This is a genomic window from Francisella persica ATCC VR-331, assembly GCF_001653955.1.
In the GTDB taxonomy this organism is placed as follows: domain Bacteria; phylum Pseudomonadota; class Gammaproteobacteria; order Francisellales; family Francisellaceae; genus Francisella; species Francisella persica.
Genome location: NZ_CP013022.1, coordinates 161,700 through 182,871 on the forward strand (window position 1 = coordinate 161,700; position 21,172 = coordinate 182,871).

A 21,172-nucleotide genomic window follows, 5' to 3' on the forward strand; every position below is an offset into this window, starting at 1 on the left:
CGTATATACTAAAAATGATAGTTAATATGATAACAAATTTTAGGCTATCTTTGGGATTTTTTTGAGGGTATTTTCTACAAAATATCTTTAATTTTTTAAAAAAATAAGCTATTAGCTGCTTTAGTTGAAAAACTAAGTAATTTCTCTGTTTTTCATCCAATAGTAGATATATGCTGTACAGTAGCAACCAAAAACAACCCCAAAAATTACATCGCTAGGGTAATGTGAACCAACTATGATTCTACTACCAGCAAATATAACAATTAGCACATACCAAAGATACCTTAGTTTAGGGAAAATATAAAAAAATGCTATAAACATCGCCCCAACTGTGATTGAGTGTCCTGACGGCATACTTGCAAAATCATAACCTGGTGCATGAAAATGTTGAAAGTAATGTGAGCCATACTCCAAGAAAAATTTAGGACGTGCTCGCCCTATTATCATCTTAAGTATCTGTCCCAAAATACCACTAATAGCTACAGTCGCTAATATAAAGCCAGCGTGGGCTGATACCTTATTAAATAAAGTTCTAGCGCTAGTAGATAATTTTTCACTATTGCTAAACAAACGTGCTAACACTATCACGCCGCAAATTATCAAGATATACTCTGCCTTACCAACATCAGTAATTTTACCAAAGATTACACCGACAACACTTGGCATAGAACGCTTGATATAGTTCTCAACCGGTGTATCTAAATTATAGTACGCAAAGATTACCAAAATTAATAATGGTATAAATGTATACTTTAACTGTAGATATGTAGGCAATTTATCATTGTGTAGCTTTGGTTTTCTAAAAATATCTTTGAAGCCTTGAAAATTTGCTTGTAATCTTTGTCTGAGCATATATAAATAGTTTCCAGTTAATAGATAGTTACAAGCTTAGTATAACAAAATAATATTATTTCACTAGTCTACAGCTAATCCATCATTAATAGTAGTATAAAAATTTACTATATTAAAATTACTGTGAAATCAATTACTCAGCATAATCAAAATAAAAATCTTCAATAAAATCAATAGTTATCATGAAATACTTAAATAAATTCAGCAGGACTTTTTATGCTTGATGAACTACTATTGATTAACTACTATATCAAATCCTAGTTATAGCTAATACGCAAAGGTTATGATTATATCATCAATGATGTTTTTTATATTTAAAAGGCAATTACTAATGGTTGTTTTTTGTATCAATTCCCTAAACTTTATCTTTTAAAACAACCCAAGAGCCTGCTCCTACAAAAAATTATAATTATAGAATTATTAAGAAACACCTAATCAGTGTTGTGATCGTCTCTTCTTGCAAATAATAAAAGTAAATTTTAATCATAATTTATTTTTATTAATTAATTATAAATGTTTTACTATGCTTATAATTTATAAATATACTAAATCAGTAACACCTCTATGTATAAAATTATCATAAAAATATAGTCAAATTTAAAATAAATCACTTGCATGATATATTTTAAAGAATATAATTAAAGGCATATGGTAAAAGTGTCTTTATCGTATTATTTAGATATATAAACAATATAGAATAAGGAAAACAAACTATGAAAAATAAAATGCAAAAAGGTTTCTCACTAGTTGAGCTAATGGTAGTGATCGCGATTATCGCTATCCTAGCAGCTGTAGCTATTCCAATGTATTCTAACTACACTATACGTGCTCAACTTGGTGCAAGAATGGCACAGCTTGGTGGAGTTAAAGCAGAAGTTGCTGAGGGGATTGCAAATAACAATGGCTCAGCAACTGGAGTAACTGCAGCAAATCTTCCTTCAGGTGCAAGTGTAGCTGATGGAGTGATAACACAAGTTACTTCTGATATAGTATCAGGCTCATCAATCACATTAACACCTACTGTTGGTAGCGGCGCAATTACTTGGGCTTGTAATATCTCAGGAGTTACTTCATCTCAGGCACCATCTAGCTGTACTACAAACTAAAAATAATGTTTGGTGTAAGAACTCTAGTCACCTACGTGGTTCTTTTTTATATTTAAAATCTTGTCCTAATTTCTATTTTGATCTTTTTCATATAATCATATTTGGTGTATTTTTTAGATTTATTACAAACTATGCAAAGACAAAAGCAAACAGGTTTCTCACTAGTTGAACTAATGGTAGTTATCGTGATAATTACGATCTTAGCAGCAGTGGCAATAACAATCTACTCAAACTACAAAGAACGTGCCGTAATTATTGAATCTATAAATATTATTGGTAATGTAAAAGCTAATATAGAAGATGATATTAACAATAATTAGAAATATATCACAGCAAATTTATATGACACACCTACTGGAATTAGTGTAATAGGTAGCTCATCAGGCGCTACTATTGATATAAACCTAAATCAAACTTAACCAAAATATTTTACTGATAATAAGGATGTCATAAGATTAAGTGGTACAGTTATTGGTAGCATTTTCAATGGACTTGCTCTCACAATGCAAATGCATCAACATTAACAACTAGTAATGTTCCACACACCTGTGCAAGTACTTTTAGCACTTAGATTTTTATACTTATTCTAGTCTTCTCTCTAACCTAAGAATAAGTAGTCATGCGGAATTTATTTCAGTAGCACATTAAGTATTTAGTATATTGAGATCTGTCAAACTAGTTGAAGATGATTGGTTTGGAGCTGATTGTATCACTTTTATAGTGAATTAGCGAAATTCAATTCAAAATTTCTGATATAAATTGTATATGGGAGATTATATATCTACCCTATATACTAAAGCGCCTAAATAAATTCGAGCCCTAACTGCATAAACCACAAACCAACAGACCCATGTGTCATAGCACACAGATGACAAAATCCTACTTTTCTATTTATTAGAATATGACTAGATTAATATTATCAATCTGGCAATAGCTGATTTTTTTTATTAAAAATAGCTAAAATTCTCTAGCTAATATTACTTAATTGATAATAAAAATCATTAAGTGAATTTGCTATCTTCTTAATATATAAGATTAGTTTTTTATCAAATGTAAGCGTGTGATAACTGCAAAATACAAAAAAGCTTTTCACTTACAGAATTACTTATAGTTATAGCTATTATAGGTGTTTTGTCGATAATGATTATCCAAGCATATTCAAATTATGTAACCAGAACTAGGTTTAACAGAGGCACTGATACTTTTCTATGGTTATAAAAAGACTATCAACACAAAACATACCAAATAGCTCTGACTCCAAGGATAGAAGGCAGCACATTTAATTGGTCATGCTCGGGATACTATAGTTGAAGAAGAAGCTAGCTATGATAACAATTATAATGGTCAAGTTTTTTGGATTTGTTGATATTAATGAAGTCCTATGCCCTAGCAGTAGCTTACTCCCAACAGGCTGTAATGGCTACAGATAGCATCAAAATACTGAGCATATAAATCTCAAAGAAAAACATTAGATAATAAGCTTATAAACAGTCATAACAATGCTCTAATTACATAGCAACATAGAACAGCTGAAGCAAGTAGCTCAAGATCAAATACAGATCTAAGAAATAATATGGAAACTGCTGAAACTAAGGCTGATAATATTTTTAGTACTATAAAAACAATACCAAAATATGGCTAATTATTATAACACATAGATTACTATCAAGACCTAATAAATAGTGTCCAATATTCACTATCTAGCCAAGCTGATATTGATTAATAATAGCAACGCCCAAGAAGCAGCCACCTTATTCAATTAAAAAAATATCTATAACCAAAATAGAGAAAGTGCTAACCAAGACATAGCGCACTACAAGATCATCAGAGAAATGCTACCAGTTCGATTAATGGTATTTGATGCTGACTACAATAACGCTTATGAGCAATATAACAACACAATTGACCAGGTACAATAATATATTAAAAAGAAATTGAAACAAAGCAAACTGAAGATGATAAAACAGGTGGTTTCAGGCAAATTAATGACAAGTATATTTAGTTGATTTAATAATTACTATAAAACAAGTTCTTGAAATAGTAGCAGTTGCAACACTAAATGAATGGCATTTTTATATAAAATCAAGTCCATTTATAATAAAACCAAATCATCAACTCTAGCAAACTCTTTGGTATTGTTTGTAACTAATGGAACATTTAGAAATTCTACATACGCTATCGATGATATACCAATATCACCAGTTTCATATTTAAGGAAATATTTCTAATTTAGTTAATATATGTACATATATATTACATTACTTTAATTTTAAAAGTCTATCTAAATTCTAACTTTGGTTGATCAATACCACCTTCCAATATATCATCGCTAAAATCTTCTAACCCAGCAAAGACCTTCTGTCAGTTTTTTGGTGGCTCTGTAATTATTATTGAATTACCGATACTTCTTTTACATTAAGCTGCATTTCTTTAGATATTCTGACAGCTTAGGCTATCACCATTTCTAAAAAATTTTGTTAGAATTTTAATCTCCCTCTTTTATTACGTTATACATTTGAATAACTAATACTCAAAATGTATTTTAATCAAATTATCGCTATAGATTTAAAATCTTTCATTCTACAACTCGATCACAGAATTGATCAAAAAAACTACCACACCAGGCTTACGAATGCCAATCCTGCATATACAAATATAATTTTGTTTTAGAGACCTAGCAATTCTCTAGCATGCGATAGAGCATTTTCTGATATATCTACACCACCTACTATCTTAGCAATCTCTACTATACGCTGCTGTTGATTTAGCTCTATAATCTTGGATTCTGTAGTATCTTTGATATATTTCTTAGATACATGTAGATGTATCTGTCCTTGAGCAGCAACTTGAGGTTGATGTGTAATACATAGGACTTGTAACTTTTCAGATAATTTCTTAAGTAGCTTACCAACTATCTCTGCAGTGGCTCCAGAAATACCAACATCTACTTCATCAAAAACTAGAGTTGGGTATGATCTTTTCGCTGCAGATACTGCCTGTATTGATAAACCAATCCTACTTAGCTCACCACCTGATGCTACTTTTTTGATAGGAGCTAATTGTTCACCAAGGTTAAAATTAATCATAAATTGGCATTCATCTATGCCCTTTGAAGTTTTTGCTTGAGCTGGTAAAATCTGCACTACAAAACTACCTTTAGGGATATTAAGTGAACGAATATTTTTCTCAACTTGCTTTGAGAATTCCTTAGCAGCCTGTTTACGTGCTTGACTAAGCTGACTAGTATATTCGCTATATTGCTGTTGTAGGTTTTGGTTTTGCTCATGTAGCTGCGTTAGTCGTGCACTATCTTGACTAAAACTATCTAACTTAGTCTGCAACTCTTGGATATACTGATACATATAGTTAGGCTCAATCTTATGCTTGCGCGCAAGATCATATATCTGGCTCATGTGTTGCTCTACTTTTGCTAATTCCTCAGGATCATGCTCTAATGATTCTAGTTGGTTTTGTGCTTCAGCATAGCTTTCTTGGGCATACACTTTGGTTTGAGATATCAGCTCTTGGAGATTTCTAAATGACCCTTCATCTAGCTTTGCTACTTCTTTCTCAAGTTCTGTCAGCATTGCGATTATATTTATCTCATCATCATACAATAAACTTGAAATATGATTAAGACTATAGCCAATATCATCAACACTTGATAAACTCTTTTGGCGTTGCGCTAACTGCTCAAATTCATTTTCACTTAGCTCTAGAGTAACTAGCTCATCTAGCTTATACTCAAGTAGTTCTCGCTGACTATTTTGCGTGGCTATGCACTCTTGTAATTCAGCTATTTCAGAATTTATTTTTTGTAGCTGGTTAAATGAGTTTGTGACTTTTTTTAGCAGCTCATCATTATTTGCAAAGCTATCAAGCAAGCTTAACTGTGATTTAGGATCAAGTAAATCTTGATAGGAATTTTGACTATAGATGTTTATCAGCTTATCTGAAACTTTTTTGACATATGCAGCCTTAACAACACTACCATTTATAAATAAACGACCCTGCTTAGATTTATTAACCACACGCCTAAAGATACACTCCTCATTTTCATAATCAATAAAAAGCTCATCTAAAAGGCGTTTTGCTTTTTGATTATCCTTGATGCAAAAAGTAGCGGAAACTTCTGTTACCTTATCATCTTGTAGAAATGTCTTTTCTAATCTTGCACCAAGCACAAAACTAAGCGCATCAAGAAGAATCGACTTACCTGCACCAGTTTCACCAGTTAAGACTGTCATTCCCTTTCTAAAATCAATTTCTGTAGATTTTATAATCGCAAAATTTTTGATTGATAAATGTAGTAGCATAGATCTGTATATGATTAATATTACAACTAGTTTAATATATATGCTCTTGTCTACTTATACAAGTAATAAACTGACCATTTTATATTTAAAAACTAACATAAACCTTGAACTTTATTTTGAGAAAAATAGTTTTGGAGCTTGCTGATGTAATTGTGACTTAAACATAAGTATTTTTTAGTTTCTATAAGTTCATGTAAGTCTAAATACATATCTATAAACATAAAACGTCTAGATTGAGTGGTTTTGATATTCTCAACCAATAAATAACTTTCTGCAACTTGTTTTGCAATTTGCCTAATTTGGTTTCTAAATTCAATATATGGAGCAGCATCTAGTAAATGCGAATATGATTCTTTAGTAAGCTTTATTGGATTTATAATATACAACCTATAAATATTGCCACTTAGGGTCAACATATAAAGCTAACTTGATATAACATAATTCTTCTAAAATAAAACCTATAGATATATTTAAATTAGTTACTCCAATTCCTAATAACGCATCAATTTTCCACATTAATACATCACAAAACAAAATCTTTGCACTTGTTTTTTTAGCTATTTTATTAACAAATAAGAACATAAAAATACATACAATAGTGTCTACTATTTCTAATGAATAATGATATTTTGGTTTTATTGAGTAAAAATATATAAATATCTCTATAAGAATAACACTAAAAGCGATAAGTATACAAACCAAGATTAAAGCATAATAAATATAGGCTCTAATCTATAGTAACCATAGTGATAGTATTTATTTGCAAGTTGGTTAATCTTTCTTAAAACATATATTGATACAGCATAAATTAATATTGATATAACAGAGTAACTAGTAGTACTGTCAAATATTGAGCGTCGTACACTGTATATTATATAAAATAAAGCATAAATAGAAGCAGCTATCAAATCTGTTTTTAAAGTTGTTTTTCTCTAATTTCTCATTAAAGGTCATAAATATTTTATTATCTATAAACAAGATATATCAATATTTGATTATAAACTTAAGTTATAACTGATTATTTATTTAGTATTAGAAAAGTTAATAACTACAGCAATAAATTAAATATTAATAAATTAAATATTTTTTACCTGAAAAAAATATATTATAATCAGTTGTGGCCTATTTGACTAATATAAAACATAGAAGGATTTATTAGATGCAATTATCAAGAAGAGTCAAGGCAATGCAAGCCTCTCCAGTACGTAAGTTAGTGCCGTATTCTATTCAAGCAGAGAAACAAGGTAAAAAGGTGTATCACCTTAATATTGGTCAGCCTGATATCAGAACTCCTAGTGAGTTTATGAATGCTATTAGAGCTTACGATAAGGAGACTATAGCCTACTCTATAGCAAGTGGTGAGCCACGCTTAATCAAAGCTATCTCAAAATACTATAAAAGATTTGATATGGACTTTACCGATGATGAAATCTTAATTACTAACGGTGGTTCTGAAGCGCTAATATTTGCTGCTATTGCTACTTGTAATGCTGATGATGAGGTACTTGTACCTGAACCTTTCTATACAAATTATAATGGTTTTACAACTGCGGTTGATGTGTCTATCAAACCAATTACCACAAAAGCTGAGGAAGGTTTCCATCTACCATCAAAAGATGAAATCCTAGCATGCGTAACTGATAAAACACGTGCTATCATGATCTCTAATCCTGGTAACCCTACTGGTGTTGTATATACAAAACAAGAACTAGAAATTTTAGCAGAAGTAGCTAAAGAAAAAGATCTATTTATCATCAGTGATGAAGTATATAGAGAGTTTACTTATGATGGGCTTGTATGTACATCTTTTGGTAATATTAAAGGTGTTGAGAACCATGTGATTATTGTTGACTCTGTATCTAAGCGCTATAGTGCTTGTGGTGCTAGAATTGGATCACTTTGCTCAAAAAACAAAGAGTTTATCAAAGAAGTTACTAAGCTATGCCAAGCTAGACTATGTGTGCCAACCCTTGAGCAAATTGGCTCAGCTGCTCTTTATGAGGTATCACAAAACTACATAAAAGAAGTAAATACAGAATACCAAAAAAGAAGAGATATCACCTTTGAAGCTCTTTCAAAAATAGATAATGTAGTTTGTAAAAAGCCTACTGGCGCTTTCTATGTGATTGCTAAACTACCAATCGATGATACTGAAAAGTTTGCACTATGGTTATTAACAGACTTTGAAGATAACCGCGAAACTGTTATGATTTCTCCTGCTGCTGACTTTTATGCGACTAAAGGTCTTGGTAAAGATGAAATAAGAATCGCTTATATTTTAGAAGAGAAATCACTAAAAAGAGCTCTAGATCTTTTAGATAAAGCTATCAAAGCTTATAACAGTAAATAATTACTCTTTTCAATATTGCTTTTTAAAAATATCTTTTAAAAAAATCTAAAAAGTAACAACAGTTCTAATATTGTTGTGCATTTCGGCAAAACCTTTATTAATATCACCAATCTTGATATTTACCATAATAAGATTATCAATATCAATCTTACCATCCATATAACAATCATTATGCCACCAAATGCTGAACTTTTCCATGTACACCATGTCACAATCTAAACTGGTCAAGTAGATATCTCTTCGCCAACATCTGTAACTATAATAATCACACTAACTCCCCAACATTTATATTCTAGAGCTTGACGCATTACTTTTATATTACCGATACACTCAAAGCTATAATTAGCACCACACCAAGTCAAGTGGATAAGACGTTGGACTAAGTCTTCATCAATTTCATTAGGATTAACAAAGCCTGTCATACCGTACTTTTCTGCTAATCATATTGTTGATATATACTCCAACTATTTGTCCTGCACCAACAAGTTTAGCACCTTGATTACATTTAGGCCAATACCTCACCCTAAGCCAAATACAACGACACTTGAGCTAGCTTCAACATTAGCTGTCTTAACTACAGCACCAATACCAACACCACAGCCTATATAGCAAACTTTATCTAAAGGCGTATCTTTACGAATTTTAGCAACTGCAATCTCTAGTAATACCGTATATAGTTTGAAAATGTCGAACAACCCATATAATGATAAATCTCTCTGCCATCTTGAGTAGTAAATCTTGAGCGCTACCATCTAAGCATAACTCATCTACCTTGAGTTTGTCTAATTGATTGGCATAGATTATTTATGGTTAAGTTAATACTCACACTCTCTACACTCAGGTGTGTATAATGCTATGACATGATCACCTGGTTTGACAGAGGTGACATTTTCCAACTGCTACTTACCTCTCACCAGAACCTTCATGAACTAATATAGCAAGAAAAAACCCTTCGGGATTTCTACCTGATAATGTATATGACACCAGTATGGCAAATTCCAGTTGCTTTGATCTTAACTAAGATTTCATTATCTTTGGGTAAGGCACATGTACAATCTATACAGAAAGTTGCTCAGATGCTTTATAAGCTATAGCAGCTTTAGATTTTAGCATCATAAGATTCTCTTAAATACTTTGAAAAAACTTCTACTAAAAATATTGTAGATGATTAGAGTAACAATGAATATTTTTTTACGGTTTGGAAGGATTAATTACGGTTATAAATATCTTCTAAACGTACAATATCATCTTCACCAAGATAATCACCAACTTGCACTTCTATAATCTGAATATCATTATCTGTGAAATTCTCAAGCCTATGTATAGCCTCTTTAGGTATAAATATATACTCACCAACATTATATTCACGCACATTATCATCTACTGTAATAGTTGGCCTACCAGTTACAACTACCCAGTGCTCTGCTCTCTTGAAATGCTTTTGTAATGAAAGTTGCCCTTTTGGTTTTACAGTAATTATTTTTGTTTGGCTTTGGTTAGTAAAACTAATTGTTTGATAAGTTCCCCATGGGCGCTCATAGACCTTGCCTAGTTGATTTATTGTAGACATTTCAACCTTTCTTAGTTAATGTAATTCGATTTCGATATCATTATACAAATAAATATTTGATAAATTCAAGTAGGCAAAAAGTACATTTTTTGTTGACAAAGCAAAACCAAGTCTATAATTCGCTTACCTTAGCTGCTTTGGAGTAAATTATGGCACTTGCTAAAACTCTAAAACCTCGCCATATAGAGCTAATAGCTTTAGGTTGGTATTATTGGCTCTTGTTTATTCTTAGGTACAGGTTATGTCTTATCAGAAGTTGGACCAGCTTTTTTTTTTAGCTGATATTCTAGCTGGCAATTATCGCACATGTGGTGACTTTGTGCTTAGCTGAGCTAACAGCCAATTCCCCAAATTCTGGATCATTTATTTACTATGCTGCTAAATATGTATAGCTATCTATAGCATGTGGCATGTGCTGGTCGTGTTGGCTTAACTAGATAATTTATATCCCTTTGTATTACTGACGGAATAATTATGCATACATTTCCTGCAGTACCTACCTATATGTGAGCTACTTTGTTTGGTTTATTTATAATAATCATAAATCTTACTAAAGTGAAAATTTTTGGCGAGATTGAATTTTGGCTGGCACTAGTAAAAATTATAGTTCTTGGTTTATTTAGTATAGTTGAGATACCGATATTTTTTGACATCATCAAAAATAATACCGGTAGCGCACTAGAGACACTTATATAGTTGGAGAAGGTGTTTTTCCCCCTAAAAACAAACTTATCTTAATAACAACTATGGTGGTACTACTATTAAATTTCCAAGGTTCAGAAATTATCTTATTAGCTACAAATCTGATAACTACGATAAACAAATGCTAAGAATAGCCAAGCATATTGCAATAAGAATAGTTGGCCTGTATGTAAATCTCTTCATGGCAACAGGTGAACTTAAGTGATTCTGTGTTTGCTGCAGAGCTGCAATTATCATTTAGATAAATTTGGCCACAGTATTTGTATTTGTGGTTCTTATAGCTGCGTTTTCTTGTGCTAACAGTAGTTTTTATGTAGCTGTTCGCTCATTATAATTATATGGCTTATCTAGAGTAAGAATGGCTCAGAGCATATTTAGAAAGCTAAATTCAGTATTGCATCACACTATGCAGTTTATATAAGTAAACTAGCTGTATGGACATTTTTGATACTTTCGTTTAAATTATCGGCTTCTTGCTTTTACCAGCCTACTAGCAATGTCAGGATTTACGGCGATAATTTGTTGGATTTGTATATGCTTGTCGCAATATAACTTCAGAAAACAGCTTATACAACAAAATGCTACTAGCAAGATGCTATTTAAAGCATATCTATTTTCTTATATTTCATTTATTCGGTATATGGTTTTATGCTTAATATTAACATAAGAGGTGCTTTATTGGTGTTCCAGTAATGATTATACCTTGTTGTATATATTTTTCATATCTAAAAAGAAAAACACTAAGTTAATTGAGGGTTCTATTTCCTTTAAAAAAGTATTTTAAGCATACTGATAAGGTTCTACGTCTGCTTATAGTTTGTAACTCACTTAAGCCGATATCTATCTGAATATGACCTTTCTTAGGATGTACTAGATAAGTTTCCATAAGCTTATCACACTATATCAAATTAAAACCGCAATTAGAATTTGTCTCTTTTGGAATAGTTGAATGATGAACTCTATGCGTATCAGGAGTAACTATCATTAGTCTTAAAACTCTATCAAACCAAAAACGAATATTACCATGATTAAATAAAGAATTACCATTTAGTATAATCTCAAAAATGATCACTACTAATGCTAACGCTCCAATAAGACAAATAGCAGTAAATTTCAACATTGAATACTATTTAAAGGTTGAAAACACAATCTAGTAGTCACATCATAGTCAAAATCAAGATGATGCACCTTGTAAAATCGCCATAACAATGGTAAGTAGTGAAATAATACATGCTGAAGGCATTATTATAAAATCCAAAGCTAAAAAAGCTATCACTACTTTAACCCACATTGGTATAGTTATAATTTAGTAAGCCAAAATTATAGTGTTGACAAAATACTACACACCAACAGCAGCAATAGAAAATGACAACCTCAATAACATCGTATTTAAAATAATAAGAAGTAAGTTATTAACCCAAATGAGTTTGCTTAGAAATCTAGCTTACGCATTGGCGCAAGCAGCCCACAATGATACTATAAAGAGTATAAATAAGAAACAACCTAAACATGCTAATAATTCATAGTTTAGTATGCTATAACTCCACACCACATTCTAGCACCACCACCGCCTAAAGATTGTGGCTTATCGGAGTAATTATCTCCTCCTATATGAATCATCAAGCTATGACCAACCAGTTCATTTAGAGAATCTAATCTTGGTGCTACGACAGGCTCAGTTGCTGTACCATCTACATTGACAACTAATACAGGTAAATCTCCCTTATGACCATTCTCATTATATGGGCCAAGGTGTTTTTGAGTATTATCTGGATCCCAATGCCCACCTGCTGCCATGCCATTATTTTTACAACTAGGATTGATATGTATATGCATACCATGAGTAGTACTAGCAGGTAAATTATATAAATGTGGTGTAATCAACATTCCTTCTTGCTTATCATCATGAATATATGGTGATATTGTAATTGTACCAACTGCTTTATTAGTACTAACATCTCTCATATGTACAATTAGCTCACCACCATGAGAGCGATCATAAGATTTATTTGCTGACAAAATTGTACAGTCTGCTAATACAAATGTAAGCATACTTAGACCACACAACTTATAAAAATTAGTCATTTCACCCCCCACCAAAAAAATTTAGTCCATAGGCAACTTAATCATACAAATATTTTAAAATATTATCTATATTTAAAACGCAATTAAGCGCTAACTATTATCTGCAAATCTAATCTATCATGCTAAAATATTCATAATCATTAGTCTTGAAGATTATAATCTTATGAAAAAACTTATACTCGTAGCTTTATTTATTCCGACTATCGTATTAGCCAATAATCAAAACTGGCAAAATTTTGATAAAACACAAGCATTAGGTAAACTAACTAGGCTCCAATGTTATGTAACCCAAAAAGGTGGAACTGAGAGAGCATTCAATAATAAATATTGGAATAACCATAGACAAGGTATATATGTCGATGTTGTTTCTGGAGAACCACTTTTTAGTTCTACTGATAAATATGATGCAGGAACAGGTTGGCCAAGTTTTACTAAACCTATTGATAATTCATTTATAAAAACAAAAACTGATAATAGCTGGTTTATAACTCGAACAAAAGTTCTCTCAAGATATGCCAATTCACATTTAGGTCATGTTTTCGATGATGGACCTCAACCTACTGGTAAGAGATACTGTATGAATTCTGCAGCTCTTAAATTTATACCTAAAGAAAATATGAAAAAAGACGGCTATGGCAAGTACCTATATTTATTCAGTGAGAAAAATTCAGACAAAAATTGACAATAGTTGTCAAAAAACTAATACATGGTATCATTAAATTAACTTATCAAAGCTGGAGCTAAACTATTAATACTCAACTTTTTGGACAAATAATACTTAATGCTTTTTTTGTGCTTTACTCTGTTCAGTTTGTTCCACAAATTATACATAACTTCAAAAATAAACAAGCCTTGTCAAATATTAGTATTTTGACACAGTTTGGTATTTTTATTACAGTCTTATCTAATATTATTGAAACTATCGGCTTTGGCTATGATTGGCAATATGCTGTCGTTGCTATTATCTACTTACTTGGAGTCTGTATACAGCAGTTACAAATATCTATCTTTTACAAAAAAATGCCTGAAATAGTAAATATCAGTTTTATTATATTATTTGCTATAGCCATGCTAGCAATGGGCTCAAACTATCATATAGTTTATCAGTTCGCTGACTATATTGGTTTTGTAGTTAATACCCTATACTGGATTCCACAAATCTTTAAAAACTATAAACAAAAAAGATCCGATGGGTTTAGTTCAGGATTTATATTAATTGCATTCATTGGAACATGTCTTTACATAACTAGTAGTTTTTTACTTTCATGGGATTTAATCTTCAAGATAAATGCACTTATAATGTTTCCTATTATAACAGTCTTAGTAATTCAAAAATTTTACTATAGGTAAAATAGCTATCTCTTAATCTTAACAGTTATACGTTTGTGCATTAATAATGTTAATAATAAATCAATTATTTGTAAAAATCAACAGTAGATAGCAAAAAATTGCTGAGTATTTATGTTATTATAAAAAAACAAACTACTTATAATTATCAATAATGTCAGGAAATACTTTTGGTAAAATTTTCACCATAACAACTTGTGGCGAAAGCCATGGTAACTCACTTGCAGCTATTATTGATGGCTGTCCTAGTAATATACCTCTTTGCGAAGCAGATATTCAAATAGAGCTAGATAGACGCAAACCATGTCAATCAAAATTCACCACTCAGCGTAAGGAGCCTGATGAGGTTAAGATAATATCTGGCGTTTTTGAAGGTAAAACTACCGGCACACCTATCGGTTTAATAATAAAAAATCAAGATCCAAAATCAAAAGACTATAGTGAAATCAAGGATAAATTTCGCCCTGGGCATGCTGATTATACCTACTTCAAAAAATATGGTATTCGTGACTATCGCGGTGGTGGTAGATCATCAGCAAGAGAAACAGCAATGCGTGTTGCATCTGGTGCGATTGCAAAAAAAATACTCAAGCATCATGGCATCGAAATTTATGGATTTTGCTCACAAATCGGCAGTCTTAAAATAGATTTTATCGATAAGGATTTTATAAATCAGAATCCTTTTTTTATCGCAGACAAAAATGCTGTTACAGCTTGTGAAAATTTAATTAATAGCATTCGCAAACAAGGTGATTCTATTGGTGCTGGAGTCACTGTAGTAGCAACTGGTTTAGAAGCAGGGTTAGGTAGGCCAGTTTTTGATCGACTTGATGCAAGTATTGCTTATGCGATGATGAGTATAAATGCTGTCAAAGCAGTTAGTATTGGTGATGGCTTTGACTGTGTTGCACAAAAAGGTAGCCAACATCGTGATGAAATTACTCAAGAACAAGGTTTCTTATCAAATCATGCCGGTGGTATATTAGGTGGTATATCAACAGGCCAAGATATAATCGCTAAATTAGCATTCAAACCAACATCAAGTATTCTACAACCAGGTAAAAGTATCGATATGCAAGGTAATGATACCACTATTATCACCAAAGGTAGACATGACCCATGCGTTGGTATTAGAGGTGTGCCAATAGCTGAAGCAATGCTAGCATTAGTTTTAGTAAATGAATTACTAATTACGCGATCTTATAGGGATTAAGTATGAGTGAAAATGAATTTTCGAGCTTACTAATTGATTGGGGATATATAGCTATCATGTTAGGGGTATTTATCGAAGGTGAAATATTTTTGATTATGGTAGGCATCGTAACTGCAGCAGCATTATTTAGCTATCCTCTAGTGATTATAGCTGCAACCTTTGCTGCGATTTTACATGATAACGGTTTATTTATATTCTCTAAATTCATGGGTAAAAAAGTCTTTGAGAAAAAAGTATCATGGCACTATACAGCCCCAAAATCACTAAAAATTTTAGATAAATACGAATCTTTAGCAATTCTCAGTATTAGATTTTTATATGGATTACGCACTATCACTCTACTTGTGGTTGGACTTAGTAAAATAAGTAGAATTAAATTTATCTGTCTAGATAGTCTCAGTAGCCTTATCTGGTCAACAATATATATTTCATTAGGCTATCTATTTGGTAATACTATTCTAAAATTTGTTGATAATAGTTATATAAAAGATTGTATATCACATAATAAACACTTATCAATATTTATACTTATCTTACTTTCAAGTATTATATATCTTAGCCATAAAATATTACGATCACAATCAAAGAGGCGTATTAGATGAGCAGATTAGATCTTCTAAAAAAAGTAACTCCACAGAGTAGTAAAAAACCTCAAAGTTCAAACAAAAGAAATCCTCGTGGAGGAATTCTATCTGAGAAAACCCAAAAATCACAACAGCACATGGATGATTTAAACGATGGTAATATTAGCTAAAGATAATTTTGAGAATGAGCTAGAAGATGCTCATATCACCCAATACCAGATAGATAATGATATAGATGATGGAGAATCTCAAAAAAATATCAACGTAATTGAAATTGATCTTGATCAAAGTGAAGGATTAAATATAGATCCAACTTTGATTAATGAAGATTATAACTATAAGCAAAAATCATCACCAGATTACCATTATACTGATGGTAGTGATGTTGATTATGAAGATAGTGGTATAGTTGAAGGTAATATCAGTGTTTACTATAGTGAAGAAGATATAAAGCTTGAGCTTGAGTACTCGTTTGATCAGCGTGAACAGCTCTATAACCATTATGTTAAGTTAATCAAAGATGGAGGCATGGAAGTTAGTAGCTCAAAAACACTCTATTTACATGATATTATCAGAATATCTGTAACTTTAACTGAGCTTAAAGAACAAGTAGGATGTGAAGCAAGAGTTATCTCGGTATTTAATCAAAGTATTACTTCATCAATTGAACAAAATAATGACAAGTACCGTCATATTGTACAATTTATAGGCCCTAATGCTCCAGAAACCGAAAGAGTACTTTCAAAGTATTTATTAGGATATAAACCAAAGTAAATAAATTATGGCTAAACAAAAAACAGTTTTCATATGCCAAGAATGTGGCGCCATATCTCCACGCTGGCAAGGTCAATGCCATAATTGTAGCCAATGGAATACTTTTGTAGAAGAACTTAAATCAGATCCTAAAAAAAAAACACCAAGCTCTCGTGCTGGATTTGCTGGGAGTATTTCTAAAGCAACTTCATTATCAGCTATTAAAGGTAAAGAACATTCTCGAGTACCTACACATATCGGTGAATTTGATAGAGTGTTAGGTGGTGGTATTGTCAAAGGTTCAGTAACTTTGATTGGTGGTGATCCTGGTATAGGCAAGTCTTCGATACTAATACAAATAATGTCTTTTTTATCCTTGCAAAAAAAAGTTCTATATGTCAGTGGTGAAGAGTCTCTCGAGCAGATAGCACTTCGCGCTGAGAGACTAAATCTTGCTAGAGATAACCTACTGGTAATGTATGAAACTAATATCGAACAAATAGCTAGCTATATGGTAGAGCATAAATCAGAAGTTGTAGTAATAGATTCAATCCAAACAATGTATAATCCAGAGATTCAGTCAATGGTTGGTGGTGTTTCTCAAATAAGAGAATCAAGTGCTTATATCACACAAATTGCCAAACAATATGAGATAGCTGTGTTTTTAGTAAGTCATGTAACAAAATCAGGTGAAGTTGCAGGACCTAGAGTGCTAGAGCATATTGTCGATGCAGTGATATTTATAGAGTCACAGGATAACGGTAGATATCGGATGATGCGTGCAATTAAGAACAGATTCGGTGCTGTCAATGAGATTGGTGTGTTTGTAATGACTGACAAAGGTATGAAAGAGGTAAAAAACCCCTCTGCAATATTTCTAAACAATGGTCGCACTAATCTGATTGGCAGTGTGGTAGTTTCGGTATGGGAAGGAACTAGACCATTGTTAGTTGAACTACAGTCACTTGTAGTGGATAAAAATATAAATCAACTGCCACATAGGTTATGTGTCGGTATCGACAGTAATCGCCTAATGATGATATTAGCTATTATACAACGCTATATGCATATTGATTTATATGATAAAGATGTCTTTCTAAATGTAGTTGGTGGTATAAAGATTAATGAAACTAGTATCGACTTAGCACTGATCTTAATTATCTACTCTAGTATCAAAGAAATAGAAATTCCTCATGACATGCTTATAATGGGAGAAGTTGGTCTATCTGGTGAGATTCGCCCTATTCCGTATGGTGTTGAGAGAATAAATGAAGCCAAAAAGCATGATTTCAAGAAAATTATTGTGCCACAGGCAAATGTTTCAAAATCACTAAAAACCGAAGATATTAAAATTATTGGTATAACCAATTTAAACCAAATAAAAGATATAATTATAGGTTAACAAAATGGAATTTCTAGCAAACCTTAATTTTTTAGATATTTTGTTAATAATAGTCATCTTAATATTAAGCCTATTTGCTGCTGTTAAGGGACTATTTAAAAATATTGTATTATTAATACTTATGGTATTTGCTGTTATTATGGCTGAAATCTTAGCGCAAAAAATCCAGCAAGTATATACCAGCTCAATAATTGAAGATCCAGGCACATCTTATGTAGTATCATTTGTTTTGGTTCTATTGTGTGCTTACTTGATAATTTTTGGAATTATGAAAGTGTTTCTGCGCAATAATAAGGAAAAAGAAAGTCTCTCAAATACCTTATTTGCTTTTTTTATTGCTCTAGTGCGCTTTAGTTTCGTATTTGCTATAGTTTACTCAACGCTAAACTCTTTTGATACTATCAAAGATAATTCATTATGGCAAAACTCTACTTTAGTTCAACCACTTGTAAAGGCCGGTAATTATGCTTTTAATACCAAAGTCAAAATGCAACAAAACAACCTTAAAGTATTATGTACAAAAACAATTACAGGTGATTAATTAATTTTCATTTTTTAGCTGGCGAGTCATAAGCTCTTTGACGATACCTCTAGGATAAGCAGCTTGATACAAAACTCTATAAGTAGCGAATACTAAAGGCATCTCAACATTGTGCTTTTTAGCAAGGTTATAAACTGCTTTTGTAGTGAAATAGCCCTCAACAACATTATTTACTTCTTTTAACGCTTGCTGTATAGTCATGCCCTGACCTAAATAAAGTCCAAACCTACGATTACGCGACTGATTGTCTGAACATGTCAACAATAAATCTCCTAAACAACTAAGCCCGATAAAAGTTTCTGAGTTTGCGCCTAACTTAAGTCCTAACTTTTTTATTTCAACAAGACCACGAGTAATTAGTGCAGCACGAGCATTAACACCAAACTCCATACCTGCAGCAATCCCAGCTGTAATTGCTAAAACATTTTTGACATTACCACCAATCTGAGCGCCGATGATATCAGTAGTTGTATAGCATCTAAAATTCTCATTACTAAAAATCTCTTGAACATAGCGCGCATAATCAATATCTTTTGAGGCTACTAATACAACTGTTGGGAGTTGATTAGCCAACTCTTTAGCAAAGCTTGGTCCTGTTAATAAAGCAAACTTTGTATTTGGTAAGATATCTTCAGTTATTTCACTTAATAACGCACAACTATCATGGCAAAAACCTTTTGTCGCACTGATAATATATTGCTGTGGTAAAATACACTCTTTTAACTCTAAAATAGTATCCTTAAAACCAGAGCTTGGAGTCGCAATTAATATATTATCAAATTTACTAATACTAGCTTGCCAATCTTGAATAGCTTTTAACCTAGCAGGAAATTTCTCTATACTTGGTAGATATCTATGATTATTATTATCCTTTAGCATTTGCTCGTTATGTTCAGCTTTCCATGAGTTAATTCTTACGTTATGTCCTCTATAAGCAAGCTGTAATGCTAATGCTGTACCCCAAGCCCCTGCTCCTAAAACAAGTATATTTTTTTGCATACATTAAATTCGTCAACTCCTTTACTTCTTAATATATTCTATAGTTGCTAAAGTGTAAACACTTCTATTTTATAACTTTTTATTATCATATAAATAAAATTAATATATTTAACTTCAGTAACATAAATGAAATAATACTTATAGCTATTTTTATTAAACATTATTTAAGAAGGTCAAAATAAAAAATTATATTAGTAGCAATGACAATTTTTAGCATTATTTTAGTATCATACTGTTATAAATTACAGCCGATAAATAGCTTCTCTGTTCAATATTTTCTAGAACAGGTATTAATTATTATCTTCATAATTTTTTCTAATATACTTTAAAAAATAAGTTACTATTTGACTCAAATTCATAAGCTAAAACTCAGTATGCAAATAAATAAACATAAGTGTCTACAAGGAATATATCTGATTTAAGTAATCATATCTATCTCTATAATTTTATTTATATTAACTGCTTTTCACTTTTAATCTCCTCATCTATTATTAATAACACTCTTGCAGACAAAAAAGTTGAACTTATAGATGTTTTAGTTAGAGAATCGAGGAATATTCAATATTTAGGTTTTTTACAACTCATGAAGTATGGCTTTTCCTCAAAGTGATGTTGATGGAAATCTAGATTTAATTAGATTTGAAGCAAGCAATACTGATTTTGATATATCTATTTCAAAAGAGACTAAAAGAGCTAACCAAGACTAACACCATTTAAAATAAAAACCACTAGTAAATAATATACTTTCCAACGAAATTAAAATACAACATAATTATAGATAGAATATTGTTTTTACCAATAAATATAGTCGTGGTCTAAATGTTGTTGAGCTTCTTGTAGCAATGACTATAAGTCTTATAGCATCTTCTTAAAAATGTTAAAACTTTTTATAGCAATTCGGCTCAAAGAGTAAATACTGATATAAATGAGATGACTGTTAAACAAGCTATCTATGATAGTACTGTAAACTCTGGATTATCGTATGCATATGGTACAAATACTCAAATATATATCAACAATACTTGGGATGATTTATCTGAACATAAATTTTTTATAGATTCATCTAATACAAAGATTGGCAATATATCTCCAAATATTTCAAACTATCTACAGACTTGACTTAGGTACTAGCTGTTTTGGCACCTGTTATCAAAGTACCGTTATATTATGATAAAAGCTGAAACATCATCTAATAATTTAGTAAACTTAACTCTTTATCTTGACTCTACTAACAGTATTAATGCTAGTGACTACTTAACATTATTAATAATAGTGGTCAAATTGATTTAATCAAAGTTTCAAATGTAGGTGAGTCGAATGATATAACATTATCTCAGCCTGCTACTGGTCAA

General features: G+C 31.5%; 19 protein-coding genes and 5 pseudogenes. 14 read left to right on the forward strand and 10 right to left on the reverse strand.

Features of this window, described 5'->3' with window-relative positions; all coding sequences use genetic code 11:
- Positions 1 to 132: 132 nt before the first annotated feature.
- A complete protein-coding gene (gene lpxE, locus FSC845_RS00840) occupies positions 133 to 852 on the reverse strand; it encodes a lipid A 1-phosphatase LpxE (RefSeq protein WP_064461362.1) in 720 nt (239 codons plus the stop codon).
- 713 nt (positions 853 to 1,565) lie between these two features.
- Here lpxE and FSC845_RS00845 point away from each other — a divergent pair.
- The 4 genes and pseudogenes from FSC845_RS00845 to FSC845_RS08420 all read left to right on the forward strand — a co-directional run bounded on the left by FSC845_RS00845 (position 1,566) and on the right by FSC845_RS08420 (position 3,176).
- Positions 1,566 to 1,958 carry a pilin gene (locus FSC845_RS00845; RefSeq protein WP_064461363.1) on the forward strand — a complete coding sequence of 131 codons (393 nt, stop codon included), beginning with the start codon at positions 1,566 to 1,568 and terminating at the stop codon, positions 1,956 to 1,958.
- A 173-nt stretch (positions 1,959 to 2,131) separates the two neighbouring features.
- A pseudogene (locus FSC845_RS09875) lies at positions 2,132 to 2,377 on the forward strand (hypothetical protein).
- A 101-nt stretch (positions 2,378 to 2,478) separates the two neighbouring features.
- Positions 2,479 to 2,529 (forward strand): annotated as a pseudogene (locus FSC845_RS09880) (hypothetical protein); the annotation flags it as partial.
- Positions 2,530 to 3,065: 536 nt separating this feature from the next.
- On the forward strand, positions 3,066 to 3,176 hold the full coding sequence (locus tag FSC845_RS08420; protein ID WP_407637684.1) for a hypothetical protein: 111 nt from the start codon (positions 3,066 to 3,068) through the stop codon (positions 3,174 to 3,176).
- 1,448 nt (positions 3,177 to 4,624) lie between these two features.
- On the opposite strand, the gene recN is transcribed toward FSC845_RS08420, so the two are convergent.
- Positions 4,625 to 6,274 (reverse strand): DNA repair protein RecN, encoded by a 1,650-nt coding sequence (gene recN, locus FSC845_RS00855; RefSeq protein WP_064461364.1) that lies wholly within the window; start codon positions 6,272 to 6,274, stop codon positions 4,625 to 4,627.
- Positions 6,275 to 6,359: 85 nt separating this feature from the next.
- Positions 6,360 to 7,228, reverse strand: a pseudogene (locus FSC845_RS09885) (cation transporter).
- A 205-nt stretch (positions 7,229 to 7,433) separates the two neighbouring features.
- On the opposite strand from FSC845_RS09885, the gene FSC845_RS00865 reads away from it, so the two are divergent.
- Positions 7,434 to 8,624, forward strand: a complete 1,191-nt coding sequence (locus FSC845_RS00865; protein ID WP_064461365.1) for a pyridoxal phosphate-dependent aminotransferase — start codon at positions 7,434 to 7,436, stop codon at positions 8,622 to 8,624.
- Between the two features lie 45 nt (positions 8,625 to 8,669).
- Here the strand turns inward: FSC845_RS00865 and FSC845_RS09890 are convergent, their stop codons facing one another.
- From FSC845_RS09890 to FSC845_RS00875, 4 genes are all read right to left on the reverse strand, one after another.
- Entirely contained in the window at positions 8,670 to 8,822 is a 153-nt protein-coding gene (locus FSC845_RS09890) for a hypothetical protein (RefSeq protein ID WP_227806609.1), read from the reverse strand.
- Positions 8,823 to 8,848: 26 nt separating this feature from the next.
- Positions 8,849 to 9,046, reverse strand: coding sequence for a hypothetical protein (locus FSC845_RS09895; protein WP_227806610.1), 198 nt, complete (start codon positions 9,044 to 9,046; stop codon positions 8,849 to 8,851).
- Positions 9,047 to 9,142: 96 nt separating this feature from the next.
- Positions 9,143 to 9,319 (reverse strand): hypothetical protein, encoded by a 177-nt coding sequence (locus FSC845_RS09900; protein ID WP_227806611.1) that lies wholly within the window; start codon positions 9,317 to 9,319, stop codon positions 9,143 to 9,145.
- A gap of 512 nt (positions 9,320 to 9,831) precedes the next feature.
- The gene (locus FSC845_RS00875; RefSeq protein WP_064461366.1) at positions 9,832 to 10,194 is read right to left on the reverse strand and encodes a phosphomannose isomerase type II C-terminal cupin domain; all 363 of its coding nucleotides are present in this window, start codon (positions 10,192 to 10,194) and stop codon (positions 9,832 to 9,834) included.
- Positions 10,195 to 10,343: 149 nt separating this feature from the next.
- On the opposite strand from FSC845_RS00875, the pseudogene FSC845_RS00880 reads away from it, so the two are divergent.
- Positions 10,344 to 11,680, forward strand: a pseudogene (locus tag FSC845_RS00880) (amino acid permease).
- Between the two features lie 114 nt (positions 11,681 to 11,794).
- On the opposite strand, the gene FSC845_RS08450 reads toward FSC845_RS00880, so the two are convergent.
- The gene (locus tag FSC845_RS08450; protein ID WP_227806612.1) at positions 11,795 to 12,016 is read right to left on the reverse strand and encodes a sterol desaturase family protein; all 222 of its coding nucleotides are present in this window, start codon (positions 12,014 to 12,016) and stop codon (positions 11,795 to 11,797) included.
- A 407-nt stretch (positions 12,017 to 12,423) separates the two neighbouring features.
- Positions 12,424 to 12,981, reverse strand: a complete 558-nt coding sequence (locus tag FSC845_RS00890; protein ID WP_064461367.1) for a superoxide dismutase family protein — start codon at positions 12,979 to 12,981, stop codon at positions 12,424 to 12,426.
- 163 nt (positions 12,982 to 13,144) lie between these two features.
- Here FSC845_RS00890 and msrB point away from each other — a divergent pair, with 163 nt between their 5' ends.
- The 7 genes and pseudogenes from msrB to FSC845_RS00925 all read left to right on the forward strand — a co-directional run bounded on the left by msrB (position 13,145) and on the right by FSC845_RS00925 (position 18,821).
- Positions 13,145 to 13,663 (forward strand): peptide-methionine (R)-S-oxide reductase MsrB, encoded by a 519-nt coding sequence (gene msrB / locus FSC845_RS00895; RefSeq protein ID WP_064461368.1) that lies wholly within the window; start codon positions 13,145 to 13,147, stop codon positions 13,661 to 13,663.
- Positions 13,664 to 13,728: 65 nt separating this feature from the next.
- Positions 13,729 to 14,331: a PQ-loop repeat-containing protein gene (locus FSC845_RS00900; RefSeq protein ID WP_064461369.1), complete on the forward strand. Its 603-nt coding sequence runs from the start codon at positions 13,729 to 13,731 to the stop codon at positions 14,329 to 14,331.
- Positions 14,332 to 14,482: 151 nt separating this feature from the next.
- Positions 14,483 to 15,541 carry a chorismate synthase gene (aroC, locus tag FSC845_RS00905; RefSeq protein ID WP_064461370.1) on the forward strand — a complete coding sequence of 353 codons (1,059 nt, stop codon included), beginning with the start codon at positions 14,483 to 14,485 and terminating at the stop codon, positions 15,539 to 15,541.
- 2 nt (positions 15,542 to 15,543) lie between these two features.
- A complete protein-coding gene (locus FSC845_RS00910; protein ID WP_064461371.1) occupies positions 15,544 to 16,143 on the forward strand; it encodes a DedA family protein in 600 nt (199 codons plus the stop codon).
- Positions 16,140 to 16,899, forward strand: a pseudogene (locus FSC845_RS00915) (PilZ domain-containing protein). Before FSC845_RS00910 ends, FSC845_RS00915 begins: the two are co-directional and overlap by 4 nt.
- Before the next feature lie 7 nt (positions 16,900 to 16,906).
- Positions 16,907 to 18,280, forward strand: a complete 1,374-nt coding sequence (gene radA / locus FSC845_RS00920) for a DNA repair protein RadA (RefSeq protein ID WP_064461372.1) — start codon at positions 16,907 to 16,909, stop codon at positions 18,278 to 18,280.
- Between the two features lie 4 nt (positions 18,281 to 18,284).
- Positions 18,285 to 18,821 (forward strand): CvpA family protein, encoded by a 537-nt coding sequence (locus tag FSC845_RS00925; protein ID WP_064461373.1) that lies wholly within the window; start codon positions 18,285 to 18,287, stop codon positions 18,819 to 18,821.
- On the opposite strand, the gene FSC845_RS00930 is transcribed toward FSC845_RS00925, so the two are convergent.
- A complete protein-coding gene (locus FSC845_RS00930) occupies positions 18,822 to 19,820 on the reverse strand; it encodes an NAD(P)H-dependent glycerol-3-phosphate dehydrogenase (protein ID WP_064461374.1) in 999 nt (332 codons plus the stop codon). It abuts the gene before it with no gap.
- Positions 19,821 to 20,750: 930 nt separating this feature from the next.
- Between FSC845_RS00930 and FSC845_RS00935 the strand changes: the two genes are divergently transcribed.
- The gene (locus FSC845_RS00935; protein ID WP_064461375.1) at positions 20,751 to 20,939 is read left to right on the forward strand and encodes a hypothetical protein; all 189 of its coding nucleotides are present in this window, start codon (positions 20,751 to 20,753) and stop codon (positions 20,937 to 20,939) included.
- The last annotated feature ends 233 nt before the right edge of the window (positions 20,940 to 21,172 follow it).